The organism is Tabrizicola piscis, assembly GCF_003940805.1.
Taxonomy (GTDB): Bacteria; Pseudomonadota; Alphaproteobacteria; order Rhodobacterales; family Rhodobacteraceae; genus Tabrizicola; species Tabrizicola piscis.
The window spans coordinates 72,135-90,771 of the sequence record NZ_CP034328.1; the positions used below are offsets into that span (position 1 = coordinate 72,135).

The window sequence follows — 18,637 nt, forward strand, 5'->3', positions numbered from 1 at the left end:
TCACTTCACCGACCCCGCCAGCAGACCGCGCACAAGGAAGCGCTGCATCGAGAAGAACACCGCCAGCGGCACCGCGATGGAGACAAAGGCCGAGGCGGACAGGATCTCCCAGTCACCACCGCGCGACCCCATCAGGTTGACAATGTTGCCGGTCAGCACTTGCTGGTCATTGCCGGTCCCAAGGAAGACGAGGGCCACCAGCAGGTCATTCCACGTCCACAGGAACTGGAAGATCGCAAAGCTGGCCAAAGCGGGGAAGGACAGTGGCAGGATGATCTTGGTGAAGATCTGGAAATCCGTCGCCCCGTCGACCCGTGCATTCTCGATGATGTCGCGCGGCAGACCGACCATGTAGTTTCGGAGGAGGTAGATCGCCAAAGGCAAGCCAAACCCAGTATGGGCCATCCAGATGCCAAGATACCCCTTCCCGATGCCGATGTAATTGTGGAACTGCAGCAGTGGGATCAGTGCCAGTTGCAACGGCACGACCAGCAGCCCCACGACAAAGGCCACCAGCAGCGCGCGGCCCGGAAAGTCCATCCAGGCCAGCGCATAGGCCGCAAAGGCCGCCACCAGAATCGGGATGATCGTCGCCGGGATCGCCACCGTCATCGTGTTCAGGAACGCCTGCCCGATTGACTGCCCCGCCAAGGGCGAGGAGATGACGTTGGTATAGTTGTCCAGCGTGAACTCAGGCGGGGTGGAGGCGGTCGCAAACACCCGCGGCATCCGCAGGTCGGCCATCGTCGTGGGTGAGGTCAGCGCAAAGCTGCCATCGGCCCCAACAGTCAGGGTAATGCCGTCATCCAGCGTGGCCACATCGCCCGGCGCGTAAGCCTCAGGCTGGACGGACGACGTCCCCCAGGCACCGACATCGGTTCCCGCGGCGAACAGCTGCCCCTCGATGACAAAGACACCGTCCCGCTCCACCTCGTCGCCGCTGATCCGCACGGGCGACAGTTGCTGCACCTGTGTTGACAGCGACTGCCACCAGCCGGAGCCGACGATCTGATCCCCGGTGCGGAAGGATGACACCAGAAGGCCAAAGGTCGGCACGACCCACAGCAGCACCAGCACCAGCGTCGACAGATGCACCGCCCAGACGAGGCCCGATTTCTTGCCTGCAATCCCGTCCATCGCCGCCCCCTTACCGCATTTCCTTGCGCGCGTTGACCACGTTCCAGATCAGGATCGGAGTCACGAGCAGCATGATGATCATCGCCGAGGCCGAGCCCATGCCCCAGTCCAGCGAACGGAACAGCTTGTCGTACATGTAATTGGCCAGCACCTGCGTTTCCCACTGGCCGTTGGTCATGGCCAGCACAATGTCAAAGACCTTGAGGACCGTGATCGTGATCGTGGTCCAGACCACGACAATCGTCCCCATGACCTGCGGCACCTTGATCTTGAAGAAGATCTGGAACGGGTTCGCGCCGTCGATGGTCGCAGCCTCGATCGTGTCTTCCGGCACGCCGCGCAGCGCTGCCGACAGGATGACCATGGCGAACCCGGTCTGGATCCAGACCAGCACCGCCATCAGGAAGAAGTTGTTCCAATAGCGCTTTTGCAGCCAGACCTGCGGCTGGCCATAGGGCAGCTCGTTGGTGACGATGCCGAACAGCCAGATTGCCAGCTCATAGGCCAAAAAGGCGGCCACCAAAGCTCCCAGAACCCGCCCGGCCTTGACCAGTGCAGCACCCCCCTGCCCCTGCAGCAGCGGGCGCAGCAAGGCCCAGCCCGCCCAGACGATGGCCAAAAACAGACACCCGATCAGCACGAAGGGCACCAGCCGCAGCATCAGGAACGACCCCACGCCGCCGTCAAACTTCAGCCAGACCGCGTTGATCAGGCCAATCTGGGAAAGGTTCGCGTCGCGGCTGTCATAGATCAGCTTGAAGATGACCGAGGCCCCGACGAACGAGATCGCCATCGGCATGAAGATCAGCGACTTGGCGAAGTTGCCCCATTTGATCCGGTCGGTCAGCTGGGCTGCCAAAAGGCCAAAGGCGGTGGCGGCGGCCGGCACGACGATCAGCCACAGAATGTTGTTCTGCAGGCTTTCCACGAACTTCGGTTCAGCAAACATCCGGGTATAGTTGCCCAGCCCGACGAAGTTACCCTCACGGTCCAGAATGGACAGCCACGCCGTCGCGAACACCGGATAGGCAAGGTAAAGGCACAACAGCGCCATGGCCGGGAACAGGAACAGCCACGGCCGGATCATGTTGGCGCGGTTGGTGTTGCGCCCGGCATTCGGGCCGCGCGCCGGGTACAGAACTTTGTCGAGGAACAGGTTGGACGCGTAGAAGTAGAAGACGCAGCCGCCGACACCGATGACGATCACGAACAAGGCTTGCAGGGCAGGATGCATGGTCCCCTCCATCAGACGGTCTTGGATCGGGTCCTCTGGCGGGGCCCTTGGGCACGATAGCCGCGATCAGGCCGGGCGCGCTGTGACGCGCCCGGCCCTTCCGTCTCAGATCACTTCGGCCAGCTGGCCTGGATCGCGTCAGCCACTTCCTGTGCCGACTTGCCGCCGACGTAATCCACCATCGCGGTCCAGAAGCTGCCCGCGCCAACAGCGCCCGGCATCAGGTCGGATCCGTCAAAGCGGAAGGTGGTCGCATTGGCGAGGATCTCGCCCTGTTTCTTCAAGGCAGCACTGCCATAAAGCTCCAGGTTCACCCCGGTGTGGGGGGTCACGAACCCGGTCTGGGCCATCCAGACTTCATGCGCGATCGGGGTCTTCAGGAACTCCATGAAGGACTGGGCGGCCGGGCTGTCCTTCATGATGAAGGCCAGGGTGCCCGCACCCAGAACCGGCTGACCCAGATCCTTCTCGGCATAGGCCGGGAAGTAGAAGAAGTCCGCATCGGTGCCCAGTTCCGTGCCTTCGGGGAAGAAGGACGGGATGAACGACGCCTGACGGTGCATGTAGCACTGCGGCGGCGACGAGAAGAGACCCTTGGGGCTGTCCCGGAAGTCGGTCGATGACACGGCTGCCGCGCCGCCAGCCACATAGCTGTCATTCTTGGCGAAGTAGCCGAATTCCTCGATCGCGGCCACGACTTCGGGGCTGTTGAACGGCAGTTCGTTCGACACCCAGCGGTCATAAACCTCGGGCGGCTGGGTCCGCAGCATCAGATCCTCGACCCAGTCGGTCGCAGGCCAACCAGTCGCCCCGCCTGATCCAAGCCCGATGCACCACGGGGTGCCACCGTCGGCGACGATCTGGTCGGTCAGCGCCTTAAGCTCTTCCATCGTGGTCGGAACGGCGTAGCCTGCATCTTCAAAGTTGTCCGGGCTGTACCAGACCAGCGACTTCACGTCCGCCTTGTAGGGGAACGCAAACAGCGCCGGCGTGCCATCCGGTCCCGGATAGGTGCCAAGTGCTGCCCAGCTGGGACCAGCGCCGTAATTCTCGCTCAACCAGGTTGCGGTTTCGGCCGGCAGGGGGGTGACGAAGCCACGCTTGGCCAGATCAGCGATCAGACCGGGCTGCGGCAGGACGGCCACGTCGGGGGGGGACCCAGCCTCGGCATCGATGATCAGCTGCTGTTCATAGCCTTCGGACGATGAATAGCTGACCGTCACGCCGCTCGCGGCGGTGTAATAGGCCAGAAGCGATTCAACCAGAACCTGGTCTTCGCCGCGCCAAGGCCCGAAAATCGTCAGTGACTGGCCGTCAAGATTGAAGGCCTCATCAAACGCGGTGTAGCTGTCCCAGTTGAACGCGCCTTCGCCCACGGGGAACTTCAGGTCCTGCGCCGTCGCGCCACCCGCGACCAGCGCCAGTGCCGCAGCACTGACGAGAAGTTTCGTCTTCATAGCATTCCTCCCGATTACCCCGCCCTCATGGCGGGGCGATTTCCCTACGGCGGCAGAATCGCTTCAAACCGCTTTGGATTGAAACAGGGTCGCCTATCGACGCTTTTGAGTCAATCCAAAGCGCCTTCAAATGATGCATTCTGGCGGCCCAGTGCCCGTATTCCGCGCCGTAAACGATTACGGAGCGCCGTGATATGTTTTGACGCACCCCGCCAAGCTGGCTAAGGTTTGGGCGGTTGAAACCGTTTTGAGCAGCAATTCCGATGAACTTGAAGGAACTCGCCACCAAGCTGGGGCTGTCGCCCACCACGGTGTCGCGTGCCCTGAACGGCTATCCCGAGGTGAACGAAGCGACGCGCGAACGTGTCGTCGCTGCGGCCAAACGCCACAACTACCACCCCAACACCCGCGCCATCCGCCTTGCCACCGGCCGCGCCATGGCCGTGGGCCACGTCATTCCCATCGCCACCAGGCATGAGATCGTGAACCCCGTCTTCGCCGATTTCATTGCCGGCGCCGGCGAATGCTACAGTCGCAACGACTATGACATGGTCCTGTCCGTCGTGCCGGATGAGGATGAGGACGCCACCTACCGCAGTCTCAAATCCAAGGGCAACGTTGACGGCGTCATCGTCCACGCCCCCCGGATGAATGACCCCCGGATCCCGCTGTTGCGCGACATCGGCCTGCCCTTCGTCGTGCACGGTCGTGCTACCGGAACGGCCGAGCCTTACTGCTGGCTGGACGTCAACAACCGCCGCGCCTTTCAGCGCGCGACCGAGTTTCTGTTGGACCTTGGCCACACCCGCATCGGTCTGGTGAACGGCCTTGAATTCATGGATTTCGCCATCCGCCGCCGCACCGGCTATGTCGATGCCCTCACCGCGCGCGGCATTGTGCCGGACCCGTCCTGCATGGCATCGGGCGAAATGACCGAAATCGCCGGCTTCCGCGCCGCGCAGGCCATGCTCGCCCTGCCCCGCCCGCCCACCGCAATCCTTGCCTCGTCGATGATCTCGGGCATGGGGGTCCGCCGCGCGATCGAGACGGCGGGCCTTGTCCTTGGGCGGGACGTGTCGGTCATCATCCACGACGATGACCTGTCCTACATGAAGAACGGTGAGGATGTGCCGATCTTCACCGCCACCCGCTCTTCCGTCCGCGAGGCTGGCAGGCTTGCCGCCGAGATGCTCCTTGACGTCATCGCCCACCCCGAAGCCGGCCCCCAGCAGCGCCTGCTTGAGGCGGAACTTATCATCGGCCAGTCCACCGGCCCCGCACCCAGAACCTGATCCATGTCCTTGTCCCGCTTCGACTTTCCGCCCGGCTTCGTCTTCGGCGCCGCCACCGCCGCCTACCAGATCGAAGGCTCCGCTTTCGGCGGCTGCGGCCCGTCGCATTGGGATACGTTTGCGGCTACCCCCGGCAACGTCGTCCGGGCCGAAGATGGCGCAAGGGCCTGCGACCACTACCACCAGTGGCCCGCTGACTTGGACCTTTTGAAGCAGGCCAACATGGACGGCTACCGCTTTTCGACCTCATGGCCCCGCGTCATGCCGGATGGCATCAACGTCAACCCGGAAGGCCTTGATTTCTACGACCGTCTGGTCGACGGCATGCTGGAACGCGGGTTGAAACCCTTCCAGACGCTTTACCATTGGGACATGCCCTCAGCCCTTGCCGACCTTGGCGGCTGGACCAACCGCGACACCTGCCACCGCTTCGCCGATTTCGCCGAAACGATCACCCGCACCTTGGGCGACCGGGTGGCCTCCATCGCCACGATCAACGAACCCTGGTGCGTGGCCTGGCTGTCGCATTTCATGGGCATCCACGCCCCCGGCCTGCGCGACATCCGCGCCGCTGCCCGGGCGATGCATCATATCCTTCTGGCCCACGGCCTTGCCGTGGAACGCCTGCGCGGCATGGGGCAGCCAAACCTTGGCATCGTCCTGAATTTCGACCACGCCTCCCCGGCGACCAATAGTCCAGAAGATCAAGCAGCATCAGACCTTTGGGATGGAATCTTCAACCGCTGGTTCATCGAAGGCATCACCAAACAGGCCTACCCGGCAAACGTGCTTCAAGGCCTTGCCCCCCACATGCCGCAGAACTGGCAGGATGACATGGCCACGATTGGCCAACCGCTCGACTGGCTTGGCGTGAACTACTACACCCGCCACCTGCATGCCCACGCCCCCGGGACCCCTTGGCCCAGCCTGCGGGACGTCCCCGGCGACCGGCCGAAAACCCAGATGGGCTGGGAGATCTATCCCGAAGGCCTGCACCACTTCCTGACACGCCTGTCAAAAGACTATGTCGGCGATCTGCCGATCTATGTCACCGAAAACGGCATGGCCAATGCTGACCAGCTTGCAGATGGGGTCGTAACCGACCAAATCCGTGAGGATTTCCTGTTCGCCCACCTTGCCGCCACCAAACAGGCCATCGCCGATGGTGCCAATGTGAAGGGCTTCTTCTACTGGTCCCTTCTCGACAATTACGAATGGGCCGAGGGGTATGAAAAGCGCTTCGGTCTGGTCCATGTGGATTTTGACACTCTGGTCAGGACGCCGAAATCCTCCTATCACGCCCTCGCCCGCGCTCTGGCGCGCAACGAGTAGGACGCTGCAATGACCCTTGCCATCCTTGCCGATATCGGGGGAACGAACACCCGCGTGGCGCTTGCCGACGGTGCGACAGTGCGGCTGGACAGCATCCGCCGCTTTCCCAACGCCGACTATCAGGCGCGCGGACAGGATATTGCCCATGTCCTGCAGGACTACCTGACGCAAACCGGGGCCAAGGTGACCGGGGTCTGCGTGGCGGCCGCCGGTCCGGTGCAGGATGGGGTCGCCACGATGACCAACCTTGACTGGGTGATGGACGCGGCCAAGCTGACCCATGCCACGGGGGCCGCGAAAGTGGCCATTCTCAACGACTTGCAGGCGCAGGGTCAGGCGCTTGGCCATATCCCCGCCGCCAACTTGCGCTGCGTCATCGACGGCCCGGTCAAGGCTGGTGCATCCATGCTGGTTGTGGGTCTTGGCACGGGCGTGAATGCGGCCCCGGTCCACCCCGGCGCACAGGGCCGTGTCGTGCCCCCGTCCGAATGTGGCCACGTCAACATGCCCGTCCGGACTGAAGAAGATTTCCGCCTTGTCCGCTTCATCGAAGCCCGCCTTGCCGCCGAAGGCGAGGTGCCCCACGCCGGGGTGGAGGAAGTGCTCGCCGGCCGTGGTCTTGCCAATCTCCACGCCTTCGCCGCGACCGAGACTGGTCACCCTGCTTCGCTCACCTCTGCCGAAGTGCTTGCGGCCCTCGCGGCCGGTGATCCGGTTGCCGCCCATGCCGCCCGGCTTTACGTCCATATCCTGGCCCAGACGCTGGCCGACCTTGCGCTGATCCACCTGCCCTATGGCGGGATCTATCTGATCGGCGGCATGTCCCGCGCGATGACCCCGCACTTCAAGACCTTCGGCCTGACGGAAGGCTTCCGCGAGGCGCGGCGGGTGGACCTGCTGCAAAAGGATTTTTCGGTCACGGTGGTCGAAGATGACTATGCCGCCCTGACGGGCTGCGCGGCCTATCTGCACAGCCAGCCCTGACAGCGCGGCCCTGCATTTTCAGCCCGGCAGGCGTTCCTTCAGAAACTGCAGCGTCACGCCCAATCCATCTGGCGCGATGCCGTGGGCCGTGCCCTGCATGACATGGCCAAAGGTCGGGAATCCCGCGGCCACCAGCGCGCTCCCGGCCATTTCCATACTGTCGAACGGCACCACCGGGTCCTGATCACCATGCACCAGCAGAACCGGCGGTTTCACGATGGCCTCTGCCACCAACCGCTCGGGCCGCAGTAGCCTGCCGGAGATTGCCACGACCCCCGCCACCGGCTTTGCCCGGCGCGGCGCGACATGCAGGCTCATCATCGCGCCCTGGCTGAACCCGACCAAGGCCAGCGCCTCTGGCCCCAGCCCGAACTCGGCCAGTCGGGCGTCCAGAAACCCGTTCAGGTCCTCCGCCGCCGCATCCAGCCCGGCCTCGGCCGCCGCCTGGGGGGAACCATCAAGCCAGGGGATCGGGAACCACTGATACCCAAAGCCACCGCCCACGCAGCGTTCCGGGGCATCGGGGGCCAGGAAAGCCACCCCTGGAAGATGCGGCCCCAGCACATCGGCCAGCCCCAGCAGGTCTGACCCGTCCGCGCCATAGCCGTGCAGGAACACCACCAGCGCCGAAGGGTCCGTTGCCCCTTTCCGACCGAACCGCAAGTCCCGCATCATGCCACCCCATCTCGTTCTTTCGCGACCCGGTAGTAGGCCCAAAGGATGCGCGCCGCAACCGACCGCCAGGGCGACCAGTCCTCGGCCATGGCCCGCAGCGCCTTGTCCGTTGGCCGCACCTCAAGGCCGAACAGCATCCGCGCCGCCTCTTGCAAGGCAAGGTCACCGGGGGCGAACACATCCGCCCGGCCAAGCGCGAACATCGCGTAGATTTCCGCCGTCCAGACGCCGATGCCCGGCACGGCCACCAACCGCGCCACAACCTCGGCATCGGGCAGCCCCCGCAGCGCGTCAAAGTCAATCCCGGCCTGCGCCAGCGCCCGGCCATAGCGCGCCTTCTGCCGGCTTAGCCCCGCCGCCCGCAAGGCGTCATCCGACGCCGCAGCCATGACGGCAGCGTCGGTCAACCCCGCGCCCTCCAGCCGCGCCCAGATGGCCCGCGCGCTGGCGACCGACACCTGCTGTCCGACGATAGCCCTCAGCAAGGCGGCGAATCCATCCGCCTCGCGCCGCAGGGGCAGATCGCCAACCAGCGGCAGCGCCCGGGCAAAACCTGGGTCGCGCAGGGCCAGCCATGCGGCCCCTTCCGCGACACAGTCCAGCGATTGAATGATCCGGCCTACCATCCTGCCTGTCTACAAGCATCCCCGCTGCAGGCAACCCAAGTTTGGCCCTTGCCCCGCCCGCAACAGGCTCGTACCGATACGGGCATGAGCACTGACGCCCTCGCCAAACGCAACATCATCGTCCTTGTCGCAGCCCAGGCCATCCTTGGGGCGCAGATGCCGATGATCTTCACCATCGCCGGGTTGGCGGGGTCCACCCTTGCGCCTAATGTCTGCTGGGCCACCCTGCCGATCACGATGACCGTTATCGGCTCAATGCTGACCGCCACCCCGATTTCCGCACTCATGCAGCGCCATGGGCGGCGCGCAGGGTTCATCGTCGGCGCCCTTGGCGGTGCACTTGGCGCAGCGATCGGGGCTTACGGTCTGGCCACCGGCAGCTTCCTTCTGTTCTGCATCGGCGCGCTGCTGACCGGTATCTACATGTCGGCCCAAGGGTTTTACCGCTTTGCCGCCGCCGATACCGCGTCGGATGCCTTTCGCCCCAAGGCGATCAGCTGGGTCATGGCGGGGGGGCTGTTGTCTGCCGTCGTTGGCCCGCAACTCGTCAAGGTGACCTCCGACTTGATGGCCGTGACCTTCCTTGGCAGCTACCTTGCCGTCATCGGGCTGAACCTTGTCGGCATGTTCCTGTTCTTCGGCCTCAACATCCCGAAACCGCGCCCACCGGTTGCCGGTGCCCCGATTGGCCGCACGAGGGCCGAGCTGATCCGCACCCCGACCATCGCCGTCGCGATGATCTGCGCCACGGTGTCCTATGCCTTGATGAACTTGGTGATGACCTCATCGCCTCTGGCCGTCGTCGGCTGCGGCTTCAATACCGGCAATGCTGCCGACGTGGTGACTGCGCATGTGCTGGCGATGTATGCCCCCAGCTTCGTCACTGGCCATATCATCGCCCGCTTCGGCACCGAACGGGTCATCGCGCTTGGCCTGACGATCCTTGCCGCCGCCGGAGCGGTCGCCATGGCCGGGGTCGAGCTTGAGAATTTCTTCATCGCCCTGATCCTGCTGGGCATCGGCTGGAACTTCGGCTTCATTGGCGCCACGACCATGCTGACCTCCGCCCAACGCCCGGAAGAGCGTGGCCGCCTGCAGGGCCTGAATGACCTGGTGGTGTTCGGCGGCGTGACGATGGCCAGCTTTTCCTCGGGTGGCCTGATGAATTGCGCCGGCGGGTCGGTCGAGGCGGGCTGGCAGATGGTCAACCTTGCGATGCTGCCCTTCCTGATCCTTGCCGGCGGCGCGCTGATCTGGCTTTGGCTGAAACCCAGCGAAAGCCGGGCCTGAGCCCAAGCGATTTCTTCAAAGAAATCGCACCGGAGCCTTCAAAGGCTCCGGACCGGGGTTTTTGAAAACCCCGTAACCCCGGCTACCAGCGCCCCGAAACGGTTTGCCAAAGCAGCCGCCCACGCCGGTTGAATTCGGATACCTGCGGAGCTGTTTCGGAAGACAGCCCCGCAACCACTTGTTTCAAGATCATTTCCGCCTGCCATCCCGCCAAGAGCGCCGGGGCAAGGTCTTTCGGCACCGTCTTGCGCCCTGCCCGTGCCGCCTTCAGCTTGGCCAGGCCCATCTCGGCCAGCGTGCGTGCGCCAAGCCCGTCCGGCAGTGGCTGCCGCCCTCGTGCCTGCAACTCTGGCAGGGCGCGCAGATAGCTTGCCGCCGCCGCGGCCCAGCCATAGGCCCGCACAGCCTCTTCCGCCGTTTCCGGCGCGCCAAGCGCCCTTGCCGCCAACCACATCAGACCCGCGCCGGTGTCCTCAAGATACGCCTCCAGCGCGGCAGGGCTTTCATGCGGCTCGCGGTGGATATCCCAGCGCCGCGCCGCGATCAGCCGGTCCAGCACCTCCACCGGCAGGCCGAAATCGCGGATCAGATCATGCAGCGGCCCCGCCACCTCATGCGCCCGCGCGGCACCCGAGGCGGCGTTGTCCACCACATCCCGCCACCATTGCAGACGCATCTCGGCGATCAGCGGCTCCTCGGTGACCCAAGGGGTCCGGGCAATCTCAATGTTGAAGGCGTACAGCGGGAAAAGCTGGGCGCGGACATCGGCAGGGGCGGCCATCACGGCAAGGAACCGGTCGGGGTCGCCCCGTTCGACCAATGCCGCGCAAGCCGCGATCGTCATGGCGCCGACCCAACGGGTGAGCCGATGTCGCGGATCAGCTTCCACTGGATCGCGTCCAGCAGGGCCTCGAAACTCGCGTCGACGATGTTGGCACTGACGCCGACGGTGGACCAGCGCCGCCCCTGCCCGTCTTCGCTGTCGATGATGACCCGCGTGACCGCCTCGGTCCCGCCGTTGGTGATGCGAACCTTGAAATCCACCAGTTTCATGTCGTCGATGCAGGCCTGATAGGGACCAAGATCCTTGGCCAAAGCCTTGGCAAGCGCGTTCACCGGGCCACGGTCACCGCCTGCTTCATCCATGCTGTCGCTGACCGACATCATCTTCCGCTCACCGATCTTGACCACCACAACCGCTTCGGAAAGGCTGATCATGCGATCATACTTGTTCTTCCGCCGCTCCACGGTGACACGGTAACGCTTGACCTCAAAGAACTCGGGGCAAAGCCCCAGTTCCCGCCGGGCGACGAGTTCAAAGCTGGCCTGCGCGCCGTCATAGGCATAGCCCTGATCCTCACGATCCTTGACCACCTCGATGATCCGGCCAAGGCGCGGGTCCTTGGGGTCAATCACGAGTCCCGCCGCCTCAAGCCTTGCCCGCAGGTTCGACTGCCCGGCCTGGTTGGACATCGGGATGACCCGCTCGTTGCCCACCAGCGCCGGGTCGATGTGTTCGTAGGTCGTCGGGTCCTTCAGGATCGCGCTGGCATGCAGGCCCGCCTTGTGGGCAAAGGCCGACGCGCCGACATAGGCAGCCGACCGCAAGGGCACGCGGTTCAGGATGTCGTCCAGCATGCGGCTGGTCTTCAGAAGGCCCGCCAGCGCCTCCGGGGTGACGCCGGTCTCGAACCGGCTGGCGAAGGGTTCCTTGAGCAGCAGCGTCGGGATCAGGGTCGTCAGGTTGGCATTGCCGCACCGTTCCCCAAGGCCGTTCAGCGTACCCTGAACCTGCTGCGCCCCAGCCTCGACCGCCGCAAGGGTGTTGGCGACGCCATTGCCGGTGTCGTCGTGGCAGTGAATGCCCAGCCGGTCGCCGGGGATGCCGGCGGCAACCACCTCGGCGGTGATGCGGCCCACCTCGGCGGGCAGCGTGCCGCCGTTGGTGTCACACAGGACGACCCAACGGGCACCGGCCTCAAGCGCGGCCTGCAGGCAAGAGAGGGCGTAGCCGGGGTTGGCGCGGTAGCCGTCGAAGAAGTGTTCCGCATCAAACAGCGCCTCGTGGCCCTTGGCGACGAGGTGGCGGATGGAGGAGGCGATGGCCTCGCGGTTTTCGTCGAGGGTCACGCCGAGGGCGGTCGTAACGTGGAATTCGTGGGTCTTGCCGACAAGGCAGACCGCGGGGGTGTTCGCGTTCAGGACCGCCGCCAGCACGTCATCGTTTTCCGCCGACCGCCCTACCCTGCGGGTCATGCCGAAGGCGGTCATCGTGGCGCGGGTTTCGGGGGGGGCGGCGAAGAAATCACTGTCGGTCGGGTTCGCGCCGGGCCAGCCGCCCTCGATATAGTCCACGCCGAGGGTGTCGAGGGCGCGGGCGATCTGGACCTTTTCGGCCACGGAAAACTGGACGCCCTGCGTCTGCTGGCCATCGCGGAGGGTGGTGTCGAAAAGGTACAGGCGCTGGCGGGTCATGGGGTGGGTCCGGTTGGGGTGTCCCGGGCGGGGACACTTTGCGGTGGTATGTATTTCAAGGGGTTAAGCGTGTCTGTTAATGTTGCCTTAACCGACTTTGTGGCTGATGACCAAAACCCTTTGAAGGATTTTGCAAATTTCTTCGAAGAAATTTGGGGGGTGTGAGGTGTCACTGGAGGGCCGCCAGTTTGGTGGGGTCGAAGTTCGGGCCGGGGACGAGTTCGACTCCTGCCTTGGACATTCGCACCTCGACGCCTGCGGCAATCAGGGCGGATTTCAGCGCGTCGACAGCGGAGAAGTCTTTGGAGGTCATGGCAGACTGCCGCACTTCAACGAGGTGTTCTGATAGTTGGTTCAGAAAGACTACTGAATTGTTGAGCAACTCGCGCCGTTCATCGAAACGCTCGAACGGGATCAGACCCAGAAAATCCAACGTCGAAACCAGTTCATTCCACCGTGCGTTGCCCAACAATTGGTCGACTTCTGAGAGTGCAAGGTGGGTATTCAAATCGTCGGCCAGCGCATCGACAACTTCCCTTGCAGGGGCGGTTTGCCTTGCTTTGCCAAGATCGGCAAAGCGCTCACCTAGAACGAGGTAATCCTCCAGCTTTGTGGCGGCGACGACACGCTTCTCTGCCGTCCAATCCATCGGACTGCGGTAATGCGTCATCAGGAACACAAACCGGATCACCTCGCCCGGGATGCCCTGATCCAGCAAATCCCGCACGGTGAAGAAGTTGCCAAGGCTTTTGGACATCTTCTTGCCCTCGACCTGCAGCATCTCGTTGTGCAGCCAGTAATGGGCGAAGTCGCCGTGGGGGTGGGCGCAGGCGCTCTGGGCGATTTCGTTTTCGTGGTGGGGGAATTGCAGGTCCAGCCCGCCGCCGTGGATGTCGAAGGATTCGCCCAAAAGCTCATGCGCCATGGCGCTGCATTCGATGTGCCAGCCGGGGCGGCCCTTGCCCCAGGGAGAGGACCAGCCGGGTTCTTCGCCTGAGGAGGGTTTCCACAGGACGAAATCCATCGGGTCTTCCTTGAAAGGCGCGACCTCCACCCGCGCGCCGGCGATCATGTCGTCGATGCTGCGGCCGGAGAGTTTGCCGTAGTCCTTGTAGCTGCGGACGCGGAAGAGGACGTGGCCGTTCGCCTCATAGGCATGACCGCTCGCGATCAGCCCGTCGATCATCGCGATCATCTGGGCGATGAATTCCGTCGCGCGGGGTTCATGGTTGGGCCGCAGCGCGCCAAGCGCGTCCATGTCGGCGTGATACCAGGCGATGGTTTCCTCGGTCCGCTGGTGGATCAGGTCTTCCAGCGTGCCGGGGCTGCCGGCTTTCTGGCGGCGCAGCGCCTCGGCGTTGATCTTGTCATCAACGTCGGTGAAGTTGCGGACATAGGTCACTTGGTCCGGGCCGTAGACGTGGCGCAGCAGGCGGTAAAGCGTGTCGAACACCACCACGGGGCGGGCGTTGCCAAGATGGGCGCGGTCATAGACGGTGGGGCCGCAGACATACATCCGCACGTTCTTGTCGTCGATCGGCGCGAAGTCTTCCTTCTTGCGCGTCTTCGAGTTCGTCAGGCGGATCGTCACCATGTCAGTCGTCCCTAGCCAAGCGGCAGTCATCCTGCGCGGGACCGGCTTTTCATCCAAGGGGAATGACGAAGCGCCCGCGTGACCTTAGGTCAGCGGGTAATGCAGCAGATGGAGATGTTGCGCAATGTCGTCATGCGGGCGGCGTAGCACGGGGCCACGGCCCCGTGCAAGCCTTGCCGCAGGTCAGTTGCCTTGACGGCTGAACTCACCCCGGTTGTCGGGGCCGATGGCCAGCCAGCCCGCCACGGTCCGCGCGACGTGGTTGGTGATCATCGACTTTTGCGACTGGCCGTTGCGACGGGCTTCGCGCATCTGTTCGCCGGACAACGCAGGCAGTTCCGACCGGATCGCCGTGGCGGGAATCAGCACCTCGCCCGTGCGGGCGTCAACCACCTGGGCGGTGAAGTTGATGTTGTGGACACCCCAGTTCTGTTCCCGCAGTTCGGCTTCGAACGTCAGGGCGTGGAAGCGGGTGACCGTCACGTCGATGATGACCGGCCGCCCACCGCGCAGGCCTTGGGCGCCACGGGTGATCGCATCGGTCATGATGGTATCAACCTGGGCGTAGCGGTCGCCCAGCGGATCTTCGCGCCAGACGATGTCCGCCTTGGGCAGCAGCGTCTTGGCTTCAGAGACCACAAGGGTGCGGGGCACGTTCACCTGAACCGCTGACAACCGCCAGGCGCGGGTGACGTCGGCAGGCAGCGGATCATATTCGGTCTTGAAGCTGCCGCCGACGCAGGCGGACAGCAGGAGTGCGGTCAAACCAAACAGGGCGGTTCGGCGGACAATGGACATAAGGGACCTCTTGGAAGCAGGAATTTCCTGACATTAGGGGGGAATCCCTAAGGACTCACCTTGGCCGGAACAAGGAGGCAGCGTGTCGGGAACAGGGTAGAAGCTTGCCGTTTTGCCCCGATCATGCCCAGTTGCAGGCGGAATAAACGTGGGGCGGGAGAAGAGCATGGACCATGAAGACCTTAGGTTGTGGTCGAAGCGGGCGGCGGATTGGGCGGCGGATTATCATGCGGGGTTGCGGGACCGGCCGGTGCGCGCGCCGCTGACACCCGGGACGGTGGCGCGGCAGTTGCCCGCAGGCCCGCCCGAGACGGCCGAGCCGATGGCGGCGATCTGGGACGATTTCGAGCGGATCGTGCCGGGGGGCATGACGCATTGGCAGCACCCCCGGTTCTTCGCCTATTTCCCGGCCAATGCGGCCCCGGCGTCGATGCTGGCCGAACAGCTGGTCAACGCGATGGGGTGCAATGCGCTGATCTGGCAAACCTCGCCCGCCGCGACCGAGATCGAGCAGGTGATGGTCGACTGGCTGCGTCAGGCGGTGGGTCTGCCGGAGGGGTTTGTCGGCACGATCCATGACACGGCGACGACGGCGACGCTGTCGGCGGTGCTGACGATGCGGGAACGGGCGCTGGGGTGGCAGGGGCTGGAGGAGGGCCTGGCCGGGGGGCCGGTGCTGCGGTTCTACGCCAGCGCCGAGACGCATTCGAGCGTGGACAAGGCGATCCGGGTGGCGGGGATCGGGCAGCGCAATCTGGTGAAGGTAGCGGTGGACGGCGACCGGGCGATGACCGGTGCCGCGCTGCGGGCGGCGATTGTTGCGGACCGGGCGGCGGGGATGCTGCCTGCGGGCGTGATCCTCTGCGCTGGGGGGACCAGCGTGGGGGCCTTCGACCGGATTGGCGAGTGCATCGCCGCCGCGCAGGCCGAGGGCGTGCCGGTGCATGTCGATGCGGCCTGGGCGGGGTCGGCGATGATCTGCCCGGAGTTCCGCGACCTTTGGGATGGGGTCGAGGGGGCGGATTCGGTTGTGCTGAACCCGCACAAATGGTTGGGGGCGCAGTTCGACTGTTCGGTGCAGTTCCTGAAGGACCCGGGCGCGCAGGTGCGCACGCTGGGCTTGCGGCCGACCTATCTTGAGACGGCGGGGCGGGAGGAGATTGTCAACTTCAACGAATGGACTGTGCCTTTGGGCCGCAGGTTCCGGGCGCTGAAGCTGTGGTTCGTGCTGCGGGCCTATGGGCTGGAAGGGCTGCGGACACGCATAAGGAATCACGTCGCCTGGGCTGCTGAGTCGCGCGACCAGATCGCCACGCTGCCGGGGGTGAGAATCGTTACCGAACCAAGGCTGTCGCTGTTCAGTTTCGCGTTGGACGACAATACCGCGACCGAGGCGCTTTTGGCCCGGATCAATGACGACGGACGCATCTATCTGACCCAGACCAAGGTCGATGGGCGCTTTGCAATCCGGGTTCAGGTCGGATCATTTGACTGTTGCCACGAAGATGTCATGCTGATTGCAACAACAATCAAAGAATTGCTTGCATCATGTCCTTCAGAGCCCTCGTCCTTGCCGTGACGCTGGCGCCCCTGGCTTTTTCCATGGGGGCCTACGCCCAGACGTCTGACCCGCCACCCGCCGAAAGCCAGCCTGCCCCCGGTCTGGCGCTGCCGCAACCGGCAAGCGACACGGTCACCGATCTTGCCGATGTGCTTGATCCGGTGGCCGAAGCGCGCATTGCCGGATTGCTCGCCGCCACCCGTGCCGAAACCGGTGTGCAGATGGTGGTTGTCACCCTGCCCGACATCGCGGCCCATGGCGGCGCGGGGATGCGGCTGGATGCCTATGCCAAGGCGTTGTTCAACAACTGGGGCATTGGCGATGCCGAGCGCAATGACGGCATCCTGATGCTGGTTGCCACCGAAGCGCGCGAGGTGCGCATAGCGCTTGGGTCGGGGTATGACGCCGTTTATGACGGGCGGGCCGCGCGGGTGCTGTCAACTGCCGTGTTGCCTGCGTTCCGCGAGGGCCAGTTGGCTGCGGGGATCGAGGCGGGCATCGCATCCTCTCGTGACAGGCTGATCGCGCCGTTTCTGGAAGGCCGACCGGTCACGCTGACGGAAGGATTCGAGCAGGAGGAGCCGGGGATTGCCCCCTGGCTGGGCGGTGCCGGTGCCGTTGGCGCCGGGCTGCTGCTGATGATCTGGCGATCTGCCCGGTCCAAGAAGCTGTGCCCGCGCTGCGGTGAGGCGACGCTGAACCGTACGCGGGAAGTGATTGATCCGGCCACAGTGATGAGCAGCGGGTCCGGGATCGAGCATCTGTCCTGTTCAAGCTGCGGCTATGTGGACCGCAAGTCGTTTACAGTCGGGCGGATGCAGTCGATCGGGTCATCGCGGAGCCGGGATGGCAACCGGTCATCCAGCAGCGGACGGTCCGGCCGCAGTGGCGGATTTGGCGGCGGGCGATCCTCGGGCGGCGGGGCAAGCGGGAAATGGTAGGAAAGGTAGGCGCTTGGGGGGTGACCTTCATGTGCCTTGCGGCGGTTCCACTTGCGGCCCAAAGCCCCCAAGACCTGATGTTTCCAACCAGAGCGACCTGCTATGCCCGCGACTATTCGGCTGCGCATTTGGCCGATCATCCGGCCCAACGGGTGACAAGTATCGCCCTGACCCCGGCCGATGGCACTGGCACCGACCCGCGGCTGCAGCTTTGGGTGACGCTGACAGTCAAGGACTGGCCGGGCGAGCACTTGCTGGCCTTGGGCTATTGCGAGAACAACGGTGCTGACACGCTGTATTGCGGGATGGAGGGGGACGCTAGCGGCTTTACCGTGACCCCGGCCAAGGGTGGCGCGGTTCTGGTCAGCGTTTCCAGCCTTGGGATGGGGTTCGAGGGCGAGCGTGGCTTTGTCACGCTGGAGCGGACGCGGGGCGATGATCGCCAGTTTCTGCTGCAGCCGACGCGCGATTGTCGCTGATCCCCGTGACAGACTTTGTGACAGACTTTGGTCACTTCGAATGGGCGGGGATGGTGAGCGGGGAGGCCCACCATCCCCAACCCCTTCCCGCAAGGGGAAGGGGACGTCGACAAGCGATGCCATAACACAGGAGGCTTTCACCCCCTGAAATCAAGGCGTTGCCGATCAGAAGCGCATGGCGACCTTGGCCTTCAGCGTGGTTGCGTCCAGATCGACGCCGGTGTCGTCGAAGTCGTCGAACTTGTGCTGCAGCAATTCGCCACCCACAGTCCAGCGATCCGAAACGGCATAGTCGATCCCGGCGCCAAGGAAGTAGCCATTGTCGCTGAGTTCGGCACCCGGGACAGACGCGCTGGCGCGGGCAACGCCTGCGGTCGCGTAGATCAGGCTGTTGCCGAATTCAGCGCCGCCGATCAGCTTCAGACGTGCAACGTCGTCCAGCGTACCGGTGGTGCCGCCAAGATCGATGTCGGCCGAGTCATAGTCCAGTTCGGCACCGGCAACATAGCTGCCGAAGTCCCAACGGTAACCGGCGTGCACACCGCCAAGGAAGCCATTGCCGTCAAGGCCGCTGCCATTGGAATCGATGTCGGCATAGCCGAACTGCGCACCGGCGTAGAAGCCGGACCAATCCAGCGAAGCAGGTGCTACGGGGGCGTAAACCGGTTCGACGGTCGGCTCCGGGGCAAGTTCGACCGGACCGCCGGCGAAGGCCGGGGTAACGAAGGCAAGGGTAGCCAAGGCTGCTGCGATTTTTTTCAT

At 64.3% G+C, this 18,637-nt stretch carries 17 protein-coding genes; 7 read left to right on the top strand and 10 right to left on the bottom strand.

Going from position 1 to position 18,637, the window contains the following annotated elements; all coding sequences use genetic code 11:
- The 3 genes from EI545_RS00295 to EI545_RS00305 all read right to left on the bottom strand — a co-directional run bounded on the left by EI545_RS00295 (nt 1) and on the right by EI545_RS00305 (nt 3,828).
- Nucleotides 1-1,137, bottom strand: a complete 1,137-nt coding sequence (locus EI545_RS00295) for a carbohydrate ABC transporter permease (RefSeq protein ID WP_125323570.1) — start codon at nt 1,135-1,137, stop codon at nt 1-3.
- Nucleotides 1,138-1,147: 10 nt separating this feature from the next.
- The gene (locus EI545_RS00300) at nt 1,148-2,371 is read right to left on the bottom strand and encodes a carbohydrate ABC transporter permease (protein WP_125323571.1); all 1,224 of its coding nucleotides are present in this window, start codon (nt 2,369-2,371) and stop codon (nt 1,148-1,150) included.
- A gap of 110 nt (nt 2,372-2,481) precedes the next feature.
- Nucleotides 2,482-3,828, bottom strand: coding sequence for an ABC transporter substrate-binding protein (locus EI545_RS00305; RefSeq protein WP_125323572.1), 1,347 nt, complete (start codon nt 3,826-3,828; stop codon nt 2,482-2,484).
- A 263-nt stretch (nt 3,829-4,091) separates the two neighbouring features.
- Here EI545_RS00305 and EI545_RS00310 point away from each other — a divergent pair, with 263 nt between their 5' ends.
- Genes EI545_RS00310 through EI545_RS00320 form a run of 3 tightly spaced genes read left to right on the top strand, consistent with a single transcriptional unit; the run spans nt 4,092 to nt 7,436 of the window.
- Complete coding sequence (locus EI545_RS00310; RefSeq protein ID WP_125323573.1) at nt 4,092-5,120, top strand: substrate-binding domain-containing protein; 1,029 nt, start codon at nt 4,092-4,094, stop codon at nt 5,118-5,120.
- 3 nt (nt 5,121-5,123) lie between these two features.
- Entirely contained in the window at nt 5,124-6,452 is a 1,329-nt protein-coding gene (locus EI545_RS00315; RefSeq protein WP_125323574.1) for a GH1 family beta-glucosidase, read from the top strand.
- Nucleotides 6,453-6,461: 9 nt separating this feature from the next.
- Nucleotides 6,462-7,436, top strand: coding sequence for a glucokinase (locus EI545_RS00320; protein WP_125323575.1), 975 nt, complete (start codon nt 6,462-6,464; stop codon nt 7,434-7,436).
- Between the two features lie 18 nt (nt 7,437-7,454).
- Here EI545_RS00320 and EI545_RS00325 read toward each other — a convergent pair whose 3' ends face one another.
- Nucleotides 7,455-8,111, bottom strand: coding sequence for an alpha/beta hydrolase (locus EI545_RS00325; protein ID WP_125323576.1), 657 nt, complete (start codon nt 8,109-8,111; stop codon nt 7,455-7,457).
- A complete protein-coding gene (locus tag EI545_RS00330) occupies nt 8,108-8,737 on the bottom strand; it encodes a DNA-3-methyladenine glycosylase family protein (protein ID WP_125323577.1) in 630 nt (209 codons plus the stop codon). Before EI545_RS00330 ends, EI545_RS00325 begins: the two co-directional genes overlap by 4 nt.
- An 84-nt stretch (nt 8,738-8,821) precedes the next feature.
- On the opposite strand from EI545_RS00330, the gene EI545_RS00335 reads away from it, so the two are divergent.
- Nucleotides 8,822-10,027, top strand: a complete 1,206-nt coding sequence (locus tag EI545_RS00335) for an MFS transporter (protein WP_125323578.1) — start codon at nt 8,822-8,824, stop codon at nt 10,025-10,027.
- An 82-nt stretch (nt 10,028-10,109) separates the two neighbouring features.
- Here the strand turns inward: EI545_RS00335 and EI545_RS00340 are convergent, their stop codons facing one another.
- From EI545_RS00340 to EI545_RS00355, 4 genes are all read right to left on the bottom strand, one after another.
- Nucleotides 10,110-10,871, bottom strand: a complete 762-nt coding sequence (locus tag EI545_RS00340; protein WP_125323579.1) for a phytoene/squalene synthase family protein — start codon at nt 10,869-10,871, stop codon at nt 10,110-10,112.
- Complete coding sequence (gene cimA, locus EI545_RS00345) at nt 10,868-12,502, bottom strand: citramalate synthase (protein ID WP_125323580.1); 1,635 nt, start codon at nt 12,500-12,502, stop codon at nt 10,868-10,870. The genes EI545_RS00340 and cimA overlap by 4 nt, the downstream gene beginning before the upstream one ends.
- Nucleotides 12,503-12,671: 169 nt before the next feature.
- On the bottom strand, nt 12,672-14,096 hold the full coding sequence (gene cysS / locus EI545_RS00350) for a cysteine--tRNA ligase (protein ID WP_125323581.1): 1,425 nt from the start codon (nt 14,094-14,096) through the stop codon (nt 12,672-12,674).
- Between the two features lie 183 nt (nt 14,097-14,279).
- Nucleotides 14,280-14,894, bottom strand: coding sequence for a DUF6778 family protein (locus tag EI545_RS00355; RefSeq protein WP_125323582.1), 615 nt, complete (start codon nt 14,892-14,894; stop codon nt 14,280-14,282).
- 166 nt (nt 14,895-15,060) lie between these two features.
- Between EI545_RS00355 and EI545_RS00360 the strand changes: the two genes are divergently transcribed.
- From EI545_RS00360 to EI545_RS00370, 3 genes are all read left to right on the top strand, one after another.
- Nucleotides 15,061-16,473 (top strand): pyridoxal phosphate-dependent decarboxylase family protein, encoded by a 1,413-nt coding sequence (locus EI545_RS00360; protein ID WP_125323583.1) that lies wholly within the window; start codon nt 15,061-15,063, stop codon nt 16,471-16,473.
- Nucleotides 16,443-17,396, top strand: a complete 954-nt coding sequence (locus EI545_RS00365; RefSeq protein WP_125323584.1) for a TPM domain-containing protein — start codon at nt 16,443-16,445, stop codon at nt 17,394-17,396. The genes EI545_RS00360 and EI545_RS00365 overlap by 31 nt, the downstream gene beginning before the upstream one ends.
- A gap of 77 nt (nt 17,397-17,473) precedes the next feature.
- Nucleotides 17,474-17,875 (top strand): hypothetical protein, encoded by a 402-nt coding sequence (locus EI545_RS00370; RefSeq protein WP_125323585.1) that lies wholly within the window; start codon nt 17,474-17,476, stop codon nt 17,873-17,875.
- Between the two features lie 165 nt (nt 17,876-18,040).
- On the opposite strand, the gene EI545_RS00375 is transcribed toward EI545_RS00370, so the two are convergent.
- Nucleotides 18,041-18,637, bottom strand: coding sequence for an outer membrane beta-barrel protein (locus EI545_RS00375; protein WP_125323586.1), 597 nt, complete (start codon nt 18,635-18,637; stop codon nt 18,041-18,043).